This is a genomic window from Blautia wexlerae DSM 19850, assembly GCF_025148125.1.
Classification (GTDB): Bacteria; Bacillota; Clostridia; order Lachnospirales; family Lachnospiraceae; genus Blautia_A; species Blautia_A wexlerae.
This window is the reverse complement of record NZ_CP102267.1, coordinates 1,907,752-1,927,884: the sequence shown is the minus strand read 5'-3', so window position 1 is coordinate 1,927,884 and position 20,133 is coordinate 1,907,752. Positions and strand designations below refer to the sequence as shown.

General features: G+C 43.5%; 14 protein-coding genes and 2 pseudogenes. 3 read left to right on the top strand and 13 right to left on the bottom strand.

The features are described from left to right. Positions 1–93: 93 nt before the first annotated feature. Positions 94–282: pseudogene (locus NQ550_RS23060) on the bottom strand (DUF6783 domain-containing protein); the annotation flags it as partial. Here NQ550_RS23060 and NQ550_RS22545 point away from each other — a divergent pair. Continuing rightward, positions 220–378 (top strand): annotated as a pseudogene (locus NQ550_RS22545) (DUF6783 domain-containing protein). The pseudogenes NQ550_RS23060 and NQ550_RS22545 sit on opposite strands and share 63 nt — an antisense overlap. On the opposite strand, the gene NQ550_RS08970 reads toward NQ550_RS22545, so the two are convergent. From NQ550_RS08970 to NQ550_RS08930, 10 genes are all read right to left on the bottom strand, one after another. Beyond that, a complete protein-coding gene (locus NQ550_RS08970; RefSeq protein WP_025576977.1) occupies positions 379–1,026 on the bottom strand; it encodes a 4'-phosphopantetheinyl transferase family protein in 648 nt (215 codons plus the stop codon). An 11-nt stretch (positions 1,027–1,037) separates the two neighbouring features. Further along, positions 1,038–1,340, bottom strand: a complete 303-nt coding sequence (locus NQ550_RS08965) for an STAS domain-containing protein (protein ID WP_008704342.1) — start codon at positions 1,338–1,340, stop codon at positions 1,038–1,040. 19 nt (positions 1,341–1,359) lie between these two features. Beyond that, on the bottom strand, positions 1,360–10,344 hold the full coding sequence (locus tag NQ550_RS08960) for a non-ribosomal peptide synthetase (RefSeq protein ID WP_025576976.1): 8,985 nt from the start codon (positions 10,342–10,344) through the stop codon (positions 1,360–1,362). A 13-nt stretch (positions 10,345–10,357) separates the two neighbouring features. After that, positions 10,358–12,103 carry an MATE family efflux transporter gene (locus tag NQ550_RS08955; protein ID WP_025576975.1) on the bottom strand — a complete coding sequence of 582 codons (1,746 nt, stop codon included), beginning with the start codon at positions 12,101–12,103 and terminating at the stop codon, positions 10,358–10,360. A 132-nt stretch (positions 12,104–12,235) separates the two neighbouring features. Beyond that, the gene (locus tag NQ550_RS08950) at positions 12,236–13,663 is read right to left on the bottom strand and encodes an outer membrane protein assembly factor BamB family protein (protein ID WP_025576974.1); all 1,428 of its coding nucleotides are present in this window, start codon (positions 13,661–13,663) and stop codon (positions 12,236–12,238) included. A 40-nt stretch (positions 13,664–13,703) separates the two neighbouring features. Then, the gene (locus NQ550_RS08945) at positions 13,704–14,096 is read right to left on the bottom strand and encodes a hypothetical protein (RefSeq protein ID WP_025576973.1); all 393 of its coding nucleotides are present in this window, start codon (positions 14,094–14,096) and stop codon (positions 13,704–13,706) included. Positions 14,097–14,117: 21 nt separating this feature from the next. Next, on the bottom strand, positions 14,118–14,177 hold the full coding sequence (locus tag NQ550_RS22825) for a hypothetical protein (protein WP_416386864.1): 60 nt from the start codon (positions 14,175–14,177) through the stop codon (positions 14,118–14,120). A 56-nt stretch (positions 14,178–14,233) separates the two neighbouring features. Next, positions 14,234–15,070 carry a deoxyribonuclease IV gene (locus NQ550_RS08940; RefSeq protein ID WP_008704353.1) on the bottom strand — a complete coding sequence of 279 codons (837 nt, stop codon included), beginning with the start codon at positions 15,068–15,070 and terminating at the stop codon, positions 14,234–14,236. A 265-nt stretch (positions 15,071–15,335) separates the two neighbouring features. Continuing rightward, positions 15,336–15,896: a VanZ family protein gene (locus NQ550_RS08935; protein ID WP_025576972.1), complete on the bottom strand. Its 561-nt coding sequence runs from the start codon at positions 15,894–15,896 to the stop codon at positions 15,336–15,338. A gap of 250 nt (positions 15,897–16,146) precedes the next feature. Next, positions 16,147–16,392 (bottom strand): hypothetical protein, encoded by a 246-nt coding sequence (locus NQ550_RS08930; RefSeq protein WP_025576971.1) that lies wholly within the window; start codon positions 16,390–16,392, stop codon positions 16,147–16,149. Positions 16,393–16,745: 353 nt separating this feature from the next. Here NQ550_RS08930 and NQ550_RS08925 point away from each other — a divergent pair, with 353 nt between their 5' ends. Together NQ550_RS08925 and NQ550_RS08920 are read left to right on the top strand one after the other, a co-directional pair. Then, a complete protein-coding gene (locus NQ550_RS08925; RefSeq protein ID WP_173698229.1) occupies positions 16,746–16,910 on the top strand; it encodes a hypothetical protein in 165 nt (54 codons plus the stop codon). 24 nt (positions 16,911–16,934) lie between these two features. Continuing rightward, positions 16,935–18,608 (top strand): IS66 family transposase, encoded by a 1,674-nt coding sequence (locus tag NQ550_RS08920; protein ID WP_259839887.1) that lies wholly within the window; start codon positions 16,935–16,937, stop codon positions 18,606–18,608. A 490-nt stretch (positions 18,609–19,098) separates the two neighbouring features. Here NQ550_RS08920 and NQ550_RS08915 read toward each other — a convergent pair whose 3' ends face one another. After that, complete coding sequence (locus NQ550_RS08915; RefSeq protein ID WP_025580435.1) at positions 19,099–19,578, bottom strand: hypothetical protein; 480 nt, start codon at positions 19,576–19,578, stop codon at positions 19,099–19,101. Positions 19,579–19,709: 131 nt separating this feature from the next. Further along, positions 19,710–20,123, bottom strand: coding sequence for an SOS response-associated peptidase family protein (locus tag NQ550_RS08910; protein WP_025580433.1), 414 nt, complete (start codon positions 20,121–20,123; stop codon positions 19,710–19,712). Positions 20,124–20,133 lie beyond the last annotated feature (10 nt).

Sequence of the window (20,133 nt, the reverse complement as noted above, 5' to 3'; positions counted from 1 at the left end):
CTATTATCTCCCGGAGGAGGATACGGTTATCCCGAAATCTCTCGGATCCGGAATTGACAGAAAGCACCGGAAAGCAGCAACCAGAAATACCTGTTACACCTGGTTTACCTGCTCCGATGCCTTCCTCAGTTCTCCCGTACAGCAGAAGCAATATCTGACATATACGCTTTCCTGTCTGATTGGAACTCTAGAGCGCGTCTGAAAAAGGCTTTCTGCAAGATGTGCGTCACAATTTGTGGGATATTTTGCCCGGATGAGGGCGCCGTAGCGGGCTACGGCAACTGAATTCGGGTGAAATATCCCGCAAAGTGGGGCGTGCAGATTGCGGGAATGATTTTTCAGACACGCTCTAGAACGTGTCTGAAAAATCATCTGTGATCATACATAAATATCGTCAAAAGCAATTTCCAATGGATTGTGAAGAGAAAAAGCCCTCTCACTGCTGACCGAGAAAATATAACCGTCAAATTCCATTGTCTCAAAAAAGCATGGCCTTTCTGAGGATTTTCCGAGGACAAACCCCTCTTCTGTGGGAACCACTTCAAAAGAATCCAAAGGGAGGCTCATTCCTCTGCCTGTCATTTTCATATAACTTTCTTTTAATGTCCAGAGCGTAAAAAACGCCTTATCTTTGTTCTTCGCAGCCTTGATGTAAGCAAGCTCTGAATGGTAGAAATAATGTTCTGCCACCTCAAGAGGCGCATTGGCATTTTTCTCAATATCGCACCCGACTTCGCAGTCTGACAGCACACCCACAACATAGTCCCCCGCATGAGATACATTAAAAAAAAGGCCATCCACAACCGGCTTTTCATTGTCAGAATATCTCAGGCAGCTTTCCGTAAGCCCGTTTTCATCGAGGATTTTTCTGATGATGATCCCTGCACCCAGACTTCTTTTGCGGTCATCAGGCATACGATACCTGATGACCTTTTCTCTTCTTCTGATCCCAACCAGATCCAGAAGCCTTTCATTCTTAAGCGGATCCTCAAAATGATTAATATTGATCCTGTATAATTTCTGCATCTGATCAACAGTTACTTCTTCTGAATATCGATCTTGCTGTCAAACCCTGTAAGGCTGAATACATCGTAAACCTCATCAGAAACATTGATGATCTTAAATCCATCCTTTTGAGCCATTTTTTTGTAGGCCACGATCACCTGACGTAAACCTGCAGATGAAATATACTCCAGATTTGTAAAATCAAATACCAGACTTGTGATGCTGTCTTCAAGTCCGGACAGAGCCTCCCCTAACTGGGGAGCTGTCTGTGTATCAAGCCATCCGCTGATTTCCATAGTTGCTTTGTTACCTTCTGTTTTTGTGATAATTTCCATTGTAATTTTCCCTCCTGAATCAATCAAAAAATGTAAGTCTGTCAAGTGCTGCAATTGCATTTTCCAGATATCTGTCATCTGTAACCGGCCATTTATAATCCAGCCTGTACAGAACCTGTGCTGTAAAACGATTGCTGTAATCAATGGTATAGATTTCATTTTCATTATGTGAGGTATAGGCGATCAGTCCGGAAACCGCATCAGAATCCTGACCGGTCTTTGCAAATTCCTTCACTGCTGCCTCAAACTCCTCATCTCTTACAATATCAATCCTGAATCCATAGCTGCGCATTGCGTAGATCAGGTCTGCCATATAAATATGATGGCTGTTACATGCATGGAATACAGTAAATCTCCGGTCGGTCTGAGCCAGTCTCAGAACTGCCAGCGCAGTAGAATCAATCGGTGAGAATTCTGCCACCTCATGCATACCGCCCATAGGGAATTTACCTACAGCCGCATAACCTCTCAGGCTGCGAAGGAATCCATTGGTAATGAAATTAATCTGGAACTCGCCGTCAGAGTTTCGGCTCATCAGATTACCTACCCGGACTACCTTGCCGTCCAGTCCCTCGGAAACTGCTTCCAGAACCGCCCTCTCTGCCAGGAATTTGGTGCGGATATATTCGTTGGTAATATTCTGTCCGATGTACAGATCATTCTCACAGAAAACTCTGGACATTGGCGGAACACCGTCAGAACCTTCTCCCGCAACGGAAACCGTAGAAATCTGGATCAGTCTGCGGCCGTTATTCTTACAGAAATCGATCAGATTTTCCACACCCTGCACATTAATTCTTTCCAGTACATCATCAGCCGCAAAATGCTTTACGCAGGCAGCGCAGTTAATGATGGTGCTGAATTTATATTCTGAAAATCCTGTTACCTGTTCCTTTGAGGTAATATCCCCATCCACACAGATAATACGGCTTTCAAACAGCTCTTTGTATGGATCATCAAAATAGTACATCAGCATGTTCATCATTCGCTTTTCAGGCGATTCATATTTGCCCTTACGTACAAGACAGTAAACCTTACCGTCATAATTGTCAAGGAATGCTTTAAGGACATGGATCCCCAAGAAACCTGTGGCACCTGTGACCATAATATCTCCCAGCTTTTCCTTTGTGATCCGGTCTGCATTTTCTTCTGTATTTGCGCTGATCACATTCTGGATCCTGTTATAGTTATAATCCGAAAATTCATTCTTGCTCTGTGCAGCCTCTGTAACTCCGTCATCATCAACCAGAGCTGCAAGTTCCCGTACAGTAGGATATTTGAAAATATCCGCATATACCAGTGAAATATTCTTTGACAGACACATAACAGCAACCTTGGATGCAGTAAGGGAAGATCCGCCCAGCTCAAAGAAGTTGTCCTCAATCCCTACTCTTTCAATTCCCAGTGCTTTCTCAAAAATCTCACAGAGTGCTCTCTGAGCTGCAGTAACCGGCTCTACATAGCTGGCAGTGTTCGTGGTTACCTCCGGCATTGGCAGTGCTTTTTTATCAATCTTACCGCCCGGTGTCACAGGCATTTCCTCAATGCTGACAAAGAAAGACGGCATCATATAATCCGGGATCAGCGGCTCCAGGAAGGTCTTCAGTTCATCCTCCGGGATGGCTTCTCCTGTATAATAAGCTGTGATATATTTATTTCCACCCTTTTCAATTACTGTAACGGCTGCATTTTTCACCAGCTCATGTTTCAGAAGGGCACCTTCGATCTCACCAAGCTCCACACGATATCCTCTGATCTTCACCTGTGAATCGATCCGGCCTATGTACTCAATATTTCCGTCACCTTTCATGCGGACCATATCACCGGTCCTGTAAAGACGGCTTTCATGCTCACATACAGCAAATGGATTTTCTACAAACACAGATGCTGTTTTTTCCGGAAGATTATGATATCCTCTGGCAATCTGCCTTCCTGCGTGACAAAGTTCGCCGGACGCACCCACCGGAAGCCGGTTCAGATTCTCATCCACAATGTAGCTGCGCACATTCCGCTGTGATTTTCCGATCGGGATGTTGTCATACTGTCTGTCTACCAAAAACTCTGTGGAAGAAACCGTATTCTCTGTAGGACCGTAGCCATTGATCATCTGATAGGTACGGTTACGGTAATGCTTGAATTTCTCGCCGCCAAGTGTAACAAATTTAAGAGCAGGTGCATCCTCCAGAAGTTCTGTAACCAGTTCTCCCATCTGGGTAGGGAAGGTTACGGTGGTGATCTCTTTTTCCTTTATATATCTGCTTATGGCAATGGCGTCCTTACGGATACTCTCCGGTAAAATATACAGGACTGCTCCTGCGGTAAGAGGTGCAAACAGATCGATCACTGATGCATCGAAACAGAAGCTCGCAAACTCTGCCACAATGTCATCCGGTGAAGTATTTCTGCTCAGTGTGATATATTCGATCAGGTTCAACAGATTTCTGTGCTCGATCATAACACCCTTTGGCTTTCCTGTGGAGCCTGAGGTATAGATCATATAGGCAAGGTTCTCCGGTTTCGGAGAAATAAGCTCTGCAGAAAGTTCAAAATCCTCAGCCTCATCTGACACACTGTCCAGACTGATCACATTTCCGTCATAAAATTCCACAAGATTCTGATACTGATCGATCACAAGGAGATTTCTTGCTCCTGAATCCTTCAGCATATATTCAATTCTGCTCTGTGGATACTCCGGATCCAGAGGAACATAAGCTCCGCCGGCCTTCATAACACCCACATAGGCTACTGTATATTCCTTTGTCCTGCCGCACAGGATACCTGCTGCCTGTTCCGGTCCAAATCCGTTTTCCGTAAGCTTCTGAGCAATATAATCAGACATTCTGTCCAACTCTCTGTAAGTAAAATCTCCGGAGTCATCCCGCACTGCCGGTCTGTCCGGATATCTGGCAGCCATCTCCTTAAACAAATCTATGAAGGTCTTTCCTGCATGTTCCGGAATATCCTCCATCTGAGTTTCTTCCTCAAACATCAGCCGGATATCAGCCGGATCGCATTCCCTTAAGATTCCCTCTGCAGTGGTTTCCAGATTGTCAGCCAGATACCGGATAGTTTCCTCATGGTACATATCCCCTCTGTACTCAATCTCAAAGACAAATCTGTTCTTTTCAATGGAAATGCTGACAGAAACCGGTGCCTTTGCCATGTTCAGGCTGACAGGCTCCTCCTGTGCATATTCCCCGCCAATGGTGTCAAAAGCAAAATTGTCGCCCTGGTAAATAACCATGGCATCTGCCTTAATATCAAACTCATGGCTGATCTGTGAGAAAGGATAAATATCGTTGTTCATGGAATCGATCAGCTGTTTCTGTACACCGCTTAAGCAATCTTTGGCTGTTCCTGAGAAATCGCAGAAAACAGGGAGTGTTTTTACCAGCATACCCACTGTTTCCGAAAGTCTGGAATCGTTTCTTCCATGGTAAATAGTGGTAAATACAGCATCCTTTTTGAAATTATATTTTCCAAGTGTGATACCAAAAGCGGAAATGAAGAATACATTCTCCGTAATTCCATGCTTTTTACAGAATTCCTTCACATCCTGCACAGAAATGGATCTGGTCTCTCTGTGGTAAAGTTCTGCTGTTGGAGCCGCACCGTTTTTGTCCGGATAGAAGCTGATGCTTCCACCTGCATGTTCAAATACTGACTTATAATAATTCTCTGCATTTTTATAGATATCACCTGCCAGGGCATCTCTGTTATCCAGTGCCAGATCATAGGAAGTATAACCTTCCGGTTCCAGCTTCTCACCGCTGTAAGCTCTGTTAATATCATTAATTATAATAGCCAGAGATGTACCATCGGCAACAATGTGGTGAAGGTCCAGGAACAGATAATTGCCATCACAGGTTCTGTAGATTTCAAACCGGAAAAGCTGTTCATTAAACAACATATATGGACGTACCAGAGTGTCTCTGTTCATTCCGTTTAAAATCGGTGTTTTATAACTGAGCCCATCGTTTCGTTTCTGAAGTACATTTCCGTTGTCATCCATAAACAGACGGGTTTTCAGATAAGGATGCGCCTCAACAGTACTGTCAATGGCTTCTGCCAGTCTGTCCAGATCCACCTTGTTATCAAGCTTTAACAGATACGGGATATTGTAAATGGTAGAACCCATATTTGCAGTACACTCAATGAAAATCCCCTCCTGAGTGTTGGTAAGAGGATAACTTTCCTGTACTTCTCTTTTGCTTTCTTTTCCCGCAGTTTTTACAAATTCCTCCATCATTCGGATAGTGGGATGATTCTTAATATCTGAAGTTTTGATCACAATGTCAAAGGCTTTGGAGATCAGGATATTCAGCTTAATGGCAGTGATGGATGTCAGACCTGCCTCATAAATATCTGTGGTAATCCCAAAATCCGTATACCCCAGAACCTCTGCGATACAGTCAAATAATATCTGCTGAACCTCATTCTCAGGCTTAATGATCTCCGCTGCTTTTTTCTCAGGCAGAGGAAGAGCCTTTTTATTTACCTTCTGGTTCTGGTTCAGAGGAATTTTGTCAATCTGCATGGTAACTGCAGGTACCATATAGGCAGGCTTTGTCTCTTTAATAAAATCATTCAGGGCATTGATATCAACAGTGCTGTCCGATACCACATAGGCAGCAATATATTTTCCACCATTTGGATCATCAAAGGCAACTACAGTGGCATCCCTGATGCCCTCATATCTGCGGATCACTTCCTCAACCTCAGAAAGCTCAATCCTGAAACCTCTGATCTTAACCTGGGAATCCTTTCTGCCAATGATCTGGATATTTCCATCCGGAAGAAATCTTGCCACATCACCTGAATGATACATCACTTCGTATCCCGGTGTATCATCATAAAGATTCTTTGTATAGACCTCGGCAGTTTTTTCCGGCTTGTTAAGATATCCTCTGGAAACCTGCCAGCCGGTGATCATCAGCTCTCCGCATGCACCGGGAGGAAGCATATGCCCCAGCTTGTCTGTAATATAAAGCTTCACATTGTCAAGTGCTTTTCCGATCGGGACATTTGGATAATATTTGTCCACTTCAAATACAGTCGTAAAAATAGTCGCCTCTGTAGGTCCATAAGCATTGATAAACTTATAATCTTTTGGCGGCTCACATGGAACCAGTTTCTCTCCTCCTACAGAAAGATATCTCAGGCTCTTACAATCCATCTCCAGCGCAAACTGCCTTCCCACCTGAGTAGTCATAAAGGAATGCGTGATGCCATTTTCCTCAAAATAGCGCTGCAGTCCAATGAAATCCAGACGGATCTCCTCCGGAATAATGTGAAGCTGTGCACCGTTTGTGATGGCACCGTAAATATCCATCATGCAGGCATCAAAACCAAAGGAAGCATATGCAGCTACCCTGGAATCCGAATCTATGCCATAATACCTCTTGAACCAGTGACAGAAAGCAGTAATATTTCCATATTCCAGCATACAGCCCTTTGGCACACCTGTGGAACCGGAAGTATACAAAAGGATAAACAGATCATGCAGCTGCGGCTTCTTAAGCACAACATCCCTATCCTCCAGCTGCCAGATCTGATCTGTAAACAGCACCGGTCCTTTATATCCGTCTACCAGAGGAAGAAGCTCTCTGTCAGCAATGAGAAGCTTTGCAGAGGAATCCTCCATCATGTACATCAGGCGGTCCCTGGGATAGGTTGGATCCAGAGGCTGGTAAGCTGCACCTGCCTTTATCACGCCCATCGGCGCGATCGCCATATATTCACAGCGAGGGATCAGAATGGAAACAACATCCTCACTGCCGATTCCCTGGGATGCGATATATTTTCCAAGTCTGTCGCTGATCTCATCCAGTTCTCTGTAAGTATATTTTTTATCCTTAAATACCACAGCCGTATGGTCAGGAATGGTCTGTACCAGCTCCTCAAACATATCAGCGATGGTCTTACTTCTGTCATATTCGCAGGCAGTATTATTAAATTCCGCAATTGTGTCCGCTCCATTTTGGGAAAGAACAGAAACTTCCGAAATATATTTTGCTTTCAGCAGGGAATCCATAGCTGCCTCATAGGATTCCAGCATTCCACGTACAAAGGCTTCACTGTACATGTCACTGCGGTATTCTGCAGTAAGCACATATTTATGATCATATTCTCTTACCTGGATCAACAGAGGCATCTTTGACATATCCGGAGAAAGGTCATGACCCCTGGCAACGGTATCACCGATTGGGAAATCATCCCCAAGCTCTGCCTGATATGCAAATACCAGATCAGAATTAATCCCGTACTTTGCACAAATATCAGAGAACGGAAAAATATCATTTGCCATGGAAGACAGAATCTGCTCAGAGAGCTCTGTCATATAGGCCTGTATGGTGACTTTCGGATCACAGGAACAGTAAACCGGCAGAGTCTTTACAAGCATGCAGACTGTATTCTCCAGTCTGGAATCATTTCTTCCATTATAAATAGTTGCAAAAAGACTCTCCTCGGAATTGGAATATCTGCTCATGAGAATGCCGAATACACCTGTAAACAGAATGTTTGGAGTAACCCCCAGCTTCTCGCAGGCAGAAAGTACCAGAGACTCTCCGGTGTCCACAGGCATCGACTGATATCCTCTCTCAGGAGTCTTTCCTGAGCAGTCAGGAAGAGGCAGGGATTCTGTCTCAATTCCCTCGAAAATACTGTCATAATATTTCTCGGCCTTCTTATATTTTCCCTCTTTCATCTGCTGTTCTTCATCAAGGGCAGCATCAAAGCCTGTGTAGGATTCTTTCTCCAATTTCTCACCCAGATAGGCCCGATCGATATCCTCAAAAATAATATCATAGGAATTACCATCTGCCAGGATATGGTGGAAATCTGTAAAAAGATATTTCCTGTCTTCTGTCACATAAATCCCCGCCCGGAACAGCCGTCCCTTTTCCAGCTTAAAGGGACGCACCAGCTCATCTTTCATCTTTTCAAACTGCTCATTTGTGGTCCGGACCACCTCTGGTACAAAGGCTTCCTCACAAGGCTTCTGCACCATCTCTCCGCTGTCACTTAAATAAACCTTTGTCAGCAGATACGGATGTGCAGCGATCATCTGAGAAATGGCATCTGACAGCTTCTGAACGTCAACAGAGCTTTCCAGTTCAAACAGGAACGGAATATTGTATACCGTACTCTCAGGATTCTTCATGCACTCTGCAAAAATACCCTTCTGGGAGCCGGTAAGAGGGTAAACTTCTCTCTTTTCATAGGTTCTGATCTTCGGTGCAAGCATCACATATTTTTCCAGTTTCTCCACCGTATTGTTTTCGTGGATATCACTAGTTTTCACAGTCACTCCGAATTCCTCTGAGATCAGAATACAAAGCTTCATGGCACTGATAGAAGACAGCCCCGCCCTGTAAAAACTTGTGTCAGTTCCAAAAAAATCATTCTCCACAACGTCTGCAACGATTTCAAAAATCTTCTTCTGCATAGGAGTCTGGGGTTCTTTCAGATTCTTTGGCTGTGCAACCGGCTTTGGCAGTGCTTTCTTATCAATTTTGCCATTCTGTGTCACAGGCATCTTTTCCAGTTGGACAAAAACCTCAGGAACCATATAATGAGCCAGGGACTCTAATGCATAGGCAGAAAGCTCCTCTGTATTGATCTGGCGGTCAGCCATAAAATAGCAGCAGAGGAATTTGTTATCTACAGGCAGAGTAATGCTGGTAATGATTCCCTCATAGGAATTGATCACTTCCTCGATCTCACCAAGCTCAATCCTCAGACCGCGAAGCTTGATCTGATTGTCTATTCTTCCGAAAAATTCAATCTCACCCTCAGGGCTGATCCTTGCAAGGTCACCGGTCTTATAAGCTCTCTCTCCGTTAAGATCAATGAATACAGCCTCTGTTTTATCCGGCAGATTCATATAACCTCTGCCAACACCCAGTCCTGCGATCACAAGCTCTCCGGTCTCTCCGTCCGGAAGGATCTTATTCTCTTTATCTACAATATATACCTTCACATTACCGTTAGGCGTACCAATGGTAATGTTTCTGCTGTTCGTAATTACCTTCATGGTACAGCTGATGGTAGTTTCCGTAGGTCCATAACCATTCATAATATAAGCATCCGGGTTTACTCTGCGAATCTTGTCATACAGAGCCGGAGGAAAAGCCTCTGCACCTACATCAAACACCTTAATCTGAGAAACTGCTTTTTCAAGCTGGGGCAGATCGATCATATTGGACAGGTAAGTAGGAGTTGTGGTCATAATATCCACTTTATTTCTGACGATCAGCTCACCCAGCATAAGAGGATTCAAAATCTCCTCATCAGAGGCGATCACCACAGTCATCCCGTTGGTAAGTGGCAGAAATTCCTCCAGAACAGACACATCAAAGGTCATGGCTGCCATGGAAAGAGAAACCGATCCCCTGCTGACATAACCATAAGTTTCCGCATTTTTCGGATCCGGATTTACAAAATTGGCAAGGTTGATATGTTCGATCAGCACACCCTTGGGCTTGCCTGTGGAACCAGAAGTATAGATACAATAACAAAGATCATGCTCCCCGATCTTTACCTGAGGATTCTCTGTATTCTCATTCTCCAGAAGTTCCTCGATCAGAAGTACTGTACAGGGAAGCTTAGCAAACAGTTCCCTTCGTTCCTCTGCGATCTCCTTTGTTGTGATAATAAAAGGAGCTCCTGAATCCTCAAAAATATACCGGATCCTGTCATCAGGATAATCCGGTGTGGCAACTGCAAATGCACCTCCTGCCTTCAGGATACCCTGTCGCACTGCATAGAAATCACAGCATCTCTCAAGAACCACACCTACGATGGTCTCCCGTCTGACACCTTTTTCCACAAGTGCATTGGCAATCCTGTTGGCCCGTTCATTGAGCTGTGCATAGGTAAAGCTCTCTTTGCCGGAGACAACTGCACATTTCTCAGGATGAAGCTTCACCTGTTCCTCGAACAATTCTGTTACCGGCCGAAACTCAAAAACAAAATTGTTCCTTTCATTAATATTTTTCATTTTCATGTACCTCCTAAAAAGATATTATGGTATTATTCATATCAATCGCACGAATATAATCCATGGATTTTGATACCTTCTTGACAAGTTCAATCCCATGTATATCAAAGTCTTCACTGTCATACTGATATTCCAGAGGGTTGAAATTTACACCGTTATCTCTGATCCTCAGTCTGCAGAGATCATCCTCCAGACAGAGGTTAATGTCGATCCAGTTGGAGGTTTTTCCCCCGAATCGTATAATATTTACAGTCATTTCCTCCGCACACACTGCGGCAAGATTTGCCTTGCTTTTAGAAGCTCCCTGTTCCTGGCAGAACTCTATGATCCTCTTATGAACCGTTTGTGCTTCCTCCATGGTACTCTTAATGGAAAAATCCAGATTAATCCCCGGATTTTTGTCAGGAACAATATAAAAGCTTGTATTCTTATGCCTGATTTTTCTGAAAATACAGGCTGCAACTGCAGTTATGATCTCAGTGGCAACAAATCCTGCTGCAATTCCGTCGATACCGATCCCGTCAATCTGTTTCCATACAAGGATTCCCACCAGGGTTGCAGGCAGAACTACCACCGCATTCTCCAGAAATGTGGCAAAGCTTGCAATGGCTGTCTCCTCAATGGACTCGTAATAGCTGATAATAAACTTATTCCACAGATAAGGTGCCACACACAAAGCAAAGATTCGTAGCGCCTGGACCATATGGCTACCCAGCTCGCCACCGCCGCTTCCGAACATAACAGTGATTTCCTCGGTAAACAGCATAATAAGGACAAAGATCACAGCCAGCAGAATGTAACTGTATTTCAGCATCTTTTTACAGAGAACCCGGATTCCCACGTAGTCCTTCTCTCCAAAAAGGATTCCTGCCACATTTGGGATCACACCGATAATTCCGCCTGTAAGCATCTCGACGATCAGCAGCACATTGTCACAGACAGTAAATACTGCCATACCTTCCTCGCCCAGCTGGTTCATGATAATGGTATTCAGTCCAAGCGCCTTTACAAAATTAGCTGCCATAAAGATCAGCATTGGCACGCCTGTGATGATTGCTTCCTTTGTGATTCCAAGTTCGCCCGGCTTTAGCAGGATCAGGTGGAGGTTTCGCTTATCAGAGCGGATATAAAGCACAAAAATTCCCATTGCAAACAGGAAACCAAGAACAGTTGATAAGGATGCACCTGTAATTCCCAGCGGAGTATATCTGAGGAATATATAGTCCAGCACAAGATTGATCACATTGGCTGCGATAAGGTAGGCTGATGCCAGCTCCGGATGATTCTCCACCCCAAGGTAATTGACCATCATCAGTCCAATTCCGATCACCGGTGCCCCCAGCATACTTACACGTATGTAATCTCTGGTATAACCGGTCAGGACACCGTCACCTGATACCAGAAGTCTGGCAACAGGTTCTGCTGCAGGAAGGGCACAGATTGAAAAAATGATTCCCACCACAAGTGTTACTATAAATGTGGCAGAAAACAATTTCGATGCCCCTTCTTTGTCTCGTTTGCCAAGCATGTTTCCCACTGCTATGGAACCGCCGATACCAAGGCAGTATCCTGTCAGCTGAACGATTGTCTCCACAGGCAGGCTCAGGGTAACTGCAGACATTGCCTCCACCCCGATCAGGTTACTTACAAATATCGTATCTACGATATTTCCCAGCTGAAGCGCCAGAGACATCATAATCCCCGGAATGATGTACTTATTCAGCTTGGCATTCAACAATCTGTTATTTCTCTCTTCCATCGCTCCCTCTCCTTTGTTTTCAGTTTTTTCAAAATATTGTGTCGTAAAACTGTAAGATATTTAAATTTTACCATTTAGTGCGATAAATAGCAAGTTAATAAAGAATGGGAGAAAGCAAATAAATATTGCTATTTACTGCAGTCTGATTCCCCATATTTTACAGTCCCTGGTGCCTACAACCGCATAGTTATCGTAGACAGCCGGGGAAGCCTCTATCACACCCTCGCTGACAGATAATACATCTTCCTGTTTACCTGTTTTACCATCAAGAAGGCGGATGTCACCTGTACTGTTGCAATAAAGAACCTTTCCTGATCCGTCTTTGTTATAAACGCACACCGGAGAAGACCAGGCATATGAGGAAGAATCCTCCCATGCTTTAGATCCGTCAGATTTTCTCAGACAGGCAAGAACTCCGGATGCATTGTCAGAGGTCTTTGCCACTGTCACATATATATAATCGGCAAGACTGTTCTTTCCACAGGCAATCGTAGACTGAACTCCACCGGAAACACCGTCATCAGTAGTACATTCATAATCTGTATGCCACACGATCTCACCGGTTTCTGCATCAATCTTCCAGACAGGGACAGTGGCTGTGTCATAACTTCTCCATCCAAGGCGGAAGGAAGTACTTACATACAGATACAGATGTCCTTTTTCGATTTCCAGAACAGGCGTTGAATTAGAATCATCCAATGTATCCTGAACCCATACCAGCTGAAGAGTGTTCAGATCCAGACACATAAGATTTCCCCCATTATCGGTCATAAATATATAGCCTTTATAGATTGCCGCACTGTCTTCCATTCCAAGCCAGAAAGACTCTGTACTGCTTCTTGTTCCATAGTAGCGCCATTTTACAGTTCTGCCCGGATCAATGGATAAAGTCCCACTGTTCAGATTATATTTTGTATTCAGCCTGATCAGATAAAGGATTCCATTCTCTCCCGGATAGATCAGGGTATCTGTCTCTGCATCCACAAGTGCTGATCCGTCAAAAAAGCTCAGACTTCCTCTGAGTGAAAACTCATCATTGTCTCCAAAAGTATACATAACACTACAATCCAGCAAGTTTACTACAAATACCTTTGCAGTTCCTTCGTTGCTGTTATATCCGGCGCCAACATACATAATCGGATATCCTCTCGGATCAAGGGCACCCGCACCCTTAAAAGTATATCCCAGATATAATGGGTCACGTGTCTTTTCTCCCGTTCTCAAATCCAGAAAATACACATAACCATCCATACAGGCATAAATCACCTCAACCAGTTCATCATCTGCCTTTGCTTTCTCTGTCATATTCATATGTGCTTTGACCTCTTTTGGCCATTTCATCATAAGCGGCTGTCCTGTCCAGCCACTTCCTGTCCAGACTGCACTGCCCGAAGAAAGAGAACCTGTATCTGCAGACCACAGTTTGTCCAGCCTGAAATCAGTCATATCTGCATAACCATGGGAAGGAGCATCGCGAAAACTGTTTCCGCGGAATGTGACGATCCCATCCACCTCAATATTAGTATAGCTGATCAGATTTTCCGGTTTTGTAGAATCCACACAATGAGGCTGAAAATTAATCTCTTTAGTCTCTTTCCTCCTAAAAAATATATCCTGTGAACTTCATCTTCTGCCTGGCTGTATCCGGCACATCGATCAGCCCAAAGCGGTAGAACATTCCATATATATAACTCACTCCGCGGATGTCGCCCAGAGCTTTGGGTCTGTCAACCACAGCTCCCACCTTCTTTATGTTTCTCAATGCCAGCAGCACTGAACTTAACGCCAGACTCTTACTGTTCTCCCTACGGTCGATCCACAATTCCCTTGTGTAGTCTCCATTCCGACCCTTTCTTACTTCATAAGTGAACGGAAGCCCTGTATAGGTTTTGAAACTCTCACCTGCATAGAGTAAAATAACCTCCCACAGATACTTCTCGTCCAGTGTTTCTCTCAGCTTCTCTACTGCCTGATATCCTTGTCTTTGCTGCATTCCTTCCTTTTGATCTCACTCCTACTCTTTTGATTTGCACTTACAATTTGTCAGAACGCTAAAGCGCGTTTGAAAAATCATTTCCATAATCTGCACGCCCCAATTTATCTTTCTGATTCGGACAGATATATTTATACTCATTTCTGTTTATACTCATTTCTGAGCAACGCAATTTCATGAGTCCATCCCTCATCGTCATTTGGTGTCTCCAGAATAAACGGAATTCCCTCTGTGGCAGGATGATTGATAACGCGGACAAGTGCCTCCAGTCCTATTTCACCTTCTCCGATTCTGGCATGGCGGTCCTTATGGCTGCCAAGGGGATTCATGCTGTCATTTAAATGGATGGCTTTTAGTCTGTCCAGACCTATTATCCGGTCAAATTCTTCAAATACGCTGTCAAGATCGTTTACAATATCATATCCACCATCCCAGACATGACAGGTATCCAGACAAACACCTAATTTATCTTTTAACTCCACCCTGTCAATGATCTGACGAAGTTCTTCGAAATTTCTTCCTACTTCTGTGCCCTTTCCTGACATAGTTTCCAGAAGTACAATCGTACTCTGATCTTTTGTCAGCACTTCATTGAGAATTTCTGCAATTTTACTGATTCCTACTTCTGCACCCTGTCCTACGTGACTGCCCGGATGAAAATTGTAATAATTTCCCGGTGTCATTTCCAGACGTCTCAGATCATCTGCCATGATTTCCCTGGCAAAATCCCTGAGGTTTTCTTTGGCAGCGCAGCAGTTCATAGTGTAAGGCGCATGAGCCACCAGCTTTCCAAAATGATTCTCCTCTGCCAGCTGCCCAAATGCCTGCACATCCTGCGGATCAATGTCTTTGGCTTTCCCTCCTCTTGGATTTCTGGTAAAAAATGCAAATGTGTTACCGCCATTTGCCAGCATCTGCTTCCCCATTGCAAGGTAGCCCCGGGATGAGCTTGTGTGATTTCCTATATATAACATCTTTTTACTCCTCTTCTGTCGTATTTTCACAGTACCAGTTTATAGCAATCCTTTTATCATACATTATAGATTTTTTCAAAATTTTCTTTTTCATATCTGCATTATAGCATTTTAACAGATTTTGTTAAACATTTTTACTGTTATAAACAACTTTACGTCAAAAAGACATTGCTGTGAACGGAGTCAATTGTTCCAAAATTTTTCAGGTTGCGCTTATGAACTATCTTCATGTCAATGAAGACAATATTTCATCTGGTCCTGCCCTTTACTTTCCATGCACCAACCTTAACATCCTATTCCCCAACAAACACCCCAGCATACATCCCAAACTATTATGAATAATATCGTCAAACTCAAACAACCCTCTGCAAAGCAGCAGCTGACTAATCTCGATAGCAGATGATACCGCAATTCCCACAAGCAATCCCATCCACCATTTCAGTTTTCTGCCTGTCAACCCCGGCAATAAAATCCCTGCCGGAAAAAGCAGCAGAATATTCAACAGATTCTCCTGCAGTAAGCCATCTCCCGTAGTACTTCCCAGTCTGCCACATGTACCAATCCCCAGGATTTCCTTCCATGACCAGAATACCTCCGGCTGATACTGCCTGATCCCCGGAGTCCTCGTAAAAACAGTAGAACCAAATACAATTGCAAAAAACGTCAGAAGCAACAGTCCACAGACTGCCTGAATAATCACTATTTTATGCAGCCTTAATAATACTGCTGCCAGAAAAACAGCCATCAGGAAAACCACTGCAAAAGCAATAATTTCCCTGATTGTCCAGCTTCGATTATGTGTAATAATAATCTGATAAATGTCCACTATCTATCTCTCCCCATCCCATGAATTCTGATTTTAACTGCCTGTCAATCGGATATTCGCAGTTTATCAGAAGGAGCTTACAATCCTCCTGATATAAGCAAGTTCCCACCCACTGCTTATCGCTTTTTGCAACCTCCGCAGAGGACTTACCTGATTCGGTTATATTTTCATTTACAATGAATTATACCAAAACTACCTGATTCTTACAAAGCACTTTTATCAATATCCTTCATATAAATCCCCGGGCATTTCATGGTGTCTGACCAAGAGTATTACGCAGTACCTGAAACCAGTAGTTGCGGACACGGATCGTTTCTTTATGGGCATCCGCTACCTCCGTCTGCAGTGCCTGGATCTTATGTTCATAGGCTCTGCACTCCTTTTGGTGGAGTTCGTTCAACTTAACATACCGTTCACCGGATTCCAGTTCTTTATTTTTGGTCTGTGTGGCTTTCAGCCGACATATAAGTGAGATGTGATTATACGCATCAGGCATATGTTTTCCTCCAGAACAGTTATAATCACATAGAAAAAAAGCGAATCACCAGAAAGTGCCTTTTCGTCAATCTGACTGTGGATAAATAGCTGTTTTATAATAAAAAAAGTATTCATGCAGACCTTGAAGCTTCAAGAATGGGTTCCCAAAACTAGAATCTAGTGTATAACTTTTTCACAAAAGTTATACACCGAATCCTATCCATTCTTTCAGACAGAGGCCTTATATCTGCTCATTTCCAATCTTATAATGGAGATTTATCCACAGTCAGATTGCCCAATGGGTCATTTCCGGGAATTCGCTTTTTTCCTGCATTTCTGCTATACTTTTTTCAAGAAAGAGAGGTTGTTTTTATGGAGATTGATTTTATACAGGAACTAAAAAAACGTGATGAACTTCTTGACGGCTATCTCAGGCAGATCGAGATCCAGGAGAAATTCATCCAGAAACAGAAAGAGCTGATCGAATATCTCGAGGATCATATCTCAAAGATCACAGATATCGTCAGCAGTGTTTAGCAGGACTGTACCGGAGGAAAACGTATGCCTGATACTTATGATCATATCACTCTCATGTGTCGGCTGAAAGCTGCACAACGCAGAAACAAAGAACTGGAATCTGGTGAAAGATATATCCAGTTAGAAGAACTTTATCAGAAAGAGTACAACGTTTATGAACATAAGATTGAGAAGCTGAAAAAAGAACTTGCAGATGCGCACAAAGAAACGATCCGTGTGCGCAATTACTGGTTTCAGATACTGGAGGATATGCTCCGGGAGTTTGAAAAGGCACAAAAAAGGTCCGCGCAGGAACTCCGAAAAATGGAGATCCGTGCACTGAATGCAGAAAAGCAAAGAGATGATGCACTGGATAAAGCAGCCGTTTTCAGACATCAGTTTTATGAAGCGGCATCCAGACTGGAAGAAGAACAGGGAAAGAATCTGAAACTACGGGCACAGATCAACCGCGATTATGAAAACTCTTCTATTCCTTCTTCAAAAGCAGTACGACGCAAAAAGATCACAAACAACAGGGAAAAAACAGGCAGAAGACCAGGCGGGCAGCCCGGCCACAAAGGGCACTGCCGGAAAAGGCAGGAGCCTACACAGCCAGTTATTCTTCTTCCTCCACCTAAAGAAGTGCTCGAAGACTGTGCTTTTAAAAAGACTGCCAGGACCATCGTAAAGCAGATGGTAAGTATCCGTATGGTCCTGAATGTAACGGAATATCATGCAGATGTTTATTATAACAGTCATACGGGAGAACGTGCACATGCAGCATTTCCAGACGGAGTTATCGATGATGTGAATTATGATGGCAGCATACGGGCATTTCTGTTCCTTCTGAACAATGACTGCTGTACATCTATTGATAAGAGCAGGGCATTTCTGTCCGACCTGACGGGTGGAAAACTGAATATTTCCAAAGGCATGATAAGCAGACTAAACCGGGAGTTTGCTTTAAAAACTGAGCCTGAACGCAGGTCTGCCTATGCAGATATGCTGCTTTCCCCTGTTATGCATACGGATTGTACAAATGCCAGGGAAAACGGAAAGAGCTGCCAGGTATATGTCTGCGCAACACCGGACGGAAAAGCCCTGTACTTTGCCCGCGAGAAAAAGGGACACGAAGGAGTAAAGGGTACGGTTACAGAAGACTATCAGGGGATTCTTGTCCATGACCATGATATTACCTTTTATAATTATGGAGCAGATCATCAGGAATGCCTTGCCCATGTACTGCGGTATCTGAAAGCCAGCATAGAGAACGAACCAGACCGTACCTGGAATAAAAAAATGCATGCACTGGTGCAGGAAATGGTCCACTTCCGAAATGGATGCCGGCAGCCACACGGACCAGATCCGGAAATAGTCTCCGGATTCGAAAAACGATACCGTGAGATACTGGAAACTGCCCGGAAAGAATATGAAAACATTCCGGCAAATGATTATTATAAAGACGGGTACAATTTATTCCTGAGAATGGAGAAATACATGCACAACCATCTGTTGTTCCTGCATGATATCCGGGTACCTGCCACGAATAATGAAGCCGAAAGGCTTCTAAGGAATTATAAGCGGAAACAGGCGCAGGCCGTGACATTCAGAAGTTTCGAAAGCATCGATTATCTCTGCCAATGCATGAGCATGCTTGTTTTGATGCGCCTTGAAGATCCGGCAAATATATATGACAGAGTGTCTAGAATATTTGGATAAAGAAAACCGATGACTTTGACTGTTATCAGTGACTGTTATCAGTCTACACCATCGGTTTTCTCAAGTCCAGCTAACCCTTGAACAGTAACAGGAACAGAAAAAAGTGCCTCAAACATTGATGTAGGTATTACGCATGATCCCTACAATATCTCCACTGCATATATTCATCTTCGGAAATCATTGTAGCTTTTCATAACATTATAACGAAATGCTGTGATTCTCTCTGAATTGTCAGTGATGCCATAGCAAAAGAGATCGGTGGTTTCGACAAGATAAGCAATCTTTATTACGACGGGAACTGGAGCGAACACTGGTATGCCCGTGTGACTATTGGGAACCAGACAAAAGATTACACGTTTTGTCCGGATGTGAGTACTGGAGACATTGAAGAAATCCAGAAAATAAATTTTATGGACACTTCTAAAATGACAAAAATATACTAACCAAACAAATGGGCAGAAACAGCTTTAAAACTGTTTCTGCCCTGCTTTTATAAATCTATGTTATCCATTTTTGTATTACCACTCTTGCGGTAGATTTTCATATATTTTCCGCTTGTATCCAGAGTACTCCGATTCCACCTGGCGGTATATGTCTGCTTTACTTTTAATTTGACGTATCCTTTGTACAATTTTAATGTTCCAGTGCCGGAATTGCCCCATGTATCTTTCCACTTAAAAGAAACTGTGTTTCCTTTACGCTTTGCTGTAATGGGAGCAGTCGCATAGATAGGCGAACCATTGACTCCCAGTTTTTCAAGCTGAAGCCTGACTTTGGTACTGGTAACCTTATTTACAATGACGGAATAGCTCGGCTTGATGGTGACCGTCATATTGCTTGAAACAGACCATGTTTTTGTGTAGGTCCCGGTGTATTTACCGGAAGCTGCTTGGGCTGGCTGGTAAAACGTAACAGTAATCATGATAGTCAGCATTAAGAATAGTAATCTGGAAAACCTTTTTCTCTTCATGGTAATCAAATCCTCCTTTATGTTTATAAACATATTGTACTACTGGATTTATATGGAAACAAGGACGAAATACGGATTTGGAAGTTTTAAAAACCTTGACCAGGGCGAATATGAAATCACAGAAATTAAGACTAAGCCTGCAGAAGTACAGGCATTTTGCTATTATCAAACCAGTCACAGAACCCTGCCATGTACAGCACAGAGGAATCCAGTCTGGTAAAGATACTCTTTTCTTTCAGGGAATTCCATTCGTAGAAACCGCCTGCCGGAATCAACAGCCGGTGATATAAGATCCCGTTTTGAAAAGAAGGTTTATCCAAAACAGTTTCTACCCTTGCACTGATGACCAGACCCTTGCTTTTTGACAGGGGATATCCCCATCTGCATATACCCAGTTCCAGTCCGTGTTCTGACTGTCCAATGACTGGTGCGACATCGGTCGGACGGATATCTCCTTGTGCCAGCCGGATCCTCCCATCTATGTTCTGTACCACTCTGGAAATATCTTCCGTCATACCGGGATCAATGTAATATCTGCTGCACATAGTTCTCTCC

Coding starts and splice junctions, on each gene's coding strand:
- NQ550_RS08955 (WP_025576975.1), bottom strand. CDS start 12,103: ATGGAAGAGAGAAATAACAGATTGTTGAATGCCAAGCTGAATAAGTAC.
- NQ550_RS08925 (WP_173698229.1), top strand. CDS start 16,746: ATGGAGATTGATTTTATACAGGAACTAAAAAAACGTGATGAACTTCTT.
- NQ550_RS08940 (WP_008704353.1), bottom strand. CDS start 15,070: ATGTTATATATAGGAAATCACACAAGCTCATCCCGGGGCTACCTTGCA.
- NQ550_RS08920 (WP_259839887.1), top strand. CDS start 16,935: ATGCCTGATACTTATGATCATATCACTCTCATGTGTCGGCTGAAAGCT.
- NQ550_RS08915 (WP_025580435.1), bottom strand. CDS start 19,578: ATGAAGAGAAAAAGGTTTTCCAGATTACTATTCTTAATGCTGACTATC.
- NQ550_RS08965 (WP_008704342.1), bottom strand. CDS start 1,340: ATGGAAATTATCACAAAAACAGAAGGTAACAAAGCAACTATGGAAATC.
- NQ550_RS08910 (WP_025580433.1), bottom strand. CDS start 20,123: ATGTGCAGCAGATATTACATTGATCCCGGTATGACGGAAGATATTTCC.
- NQ550_RS08970 (WP_025576977.1), bottom strand. CDS start 1,026: ATGCAGAAATTATACAGGATCAATATTAATCATTTTGAGGATCCGCTT.
- NQ550_RS08960 (WP_025576976.1), bottom strand. CDS start 10,344: ATGAAAAATATTAATGAAAGGAACAATTTTGTTTTTGAGTTTCGGCCG.
- NQ550_RS08945 (WP_025576973.1), bottom strand. CDS start 14,096: ATGCAGCAAAGACAAGGATATCAGGCAGTAGAGAAGCTGAGAGAAACA.
- NQ550_RS08930 (WP_025576971.1), bottom strand. CDS start 16,392: ATGCCTGATGCGTATAATCACATCTCACTTATATGTCGGCTGAAAGCC.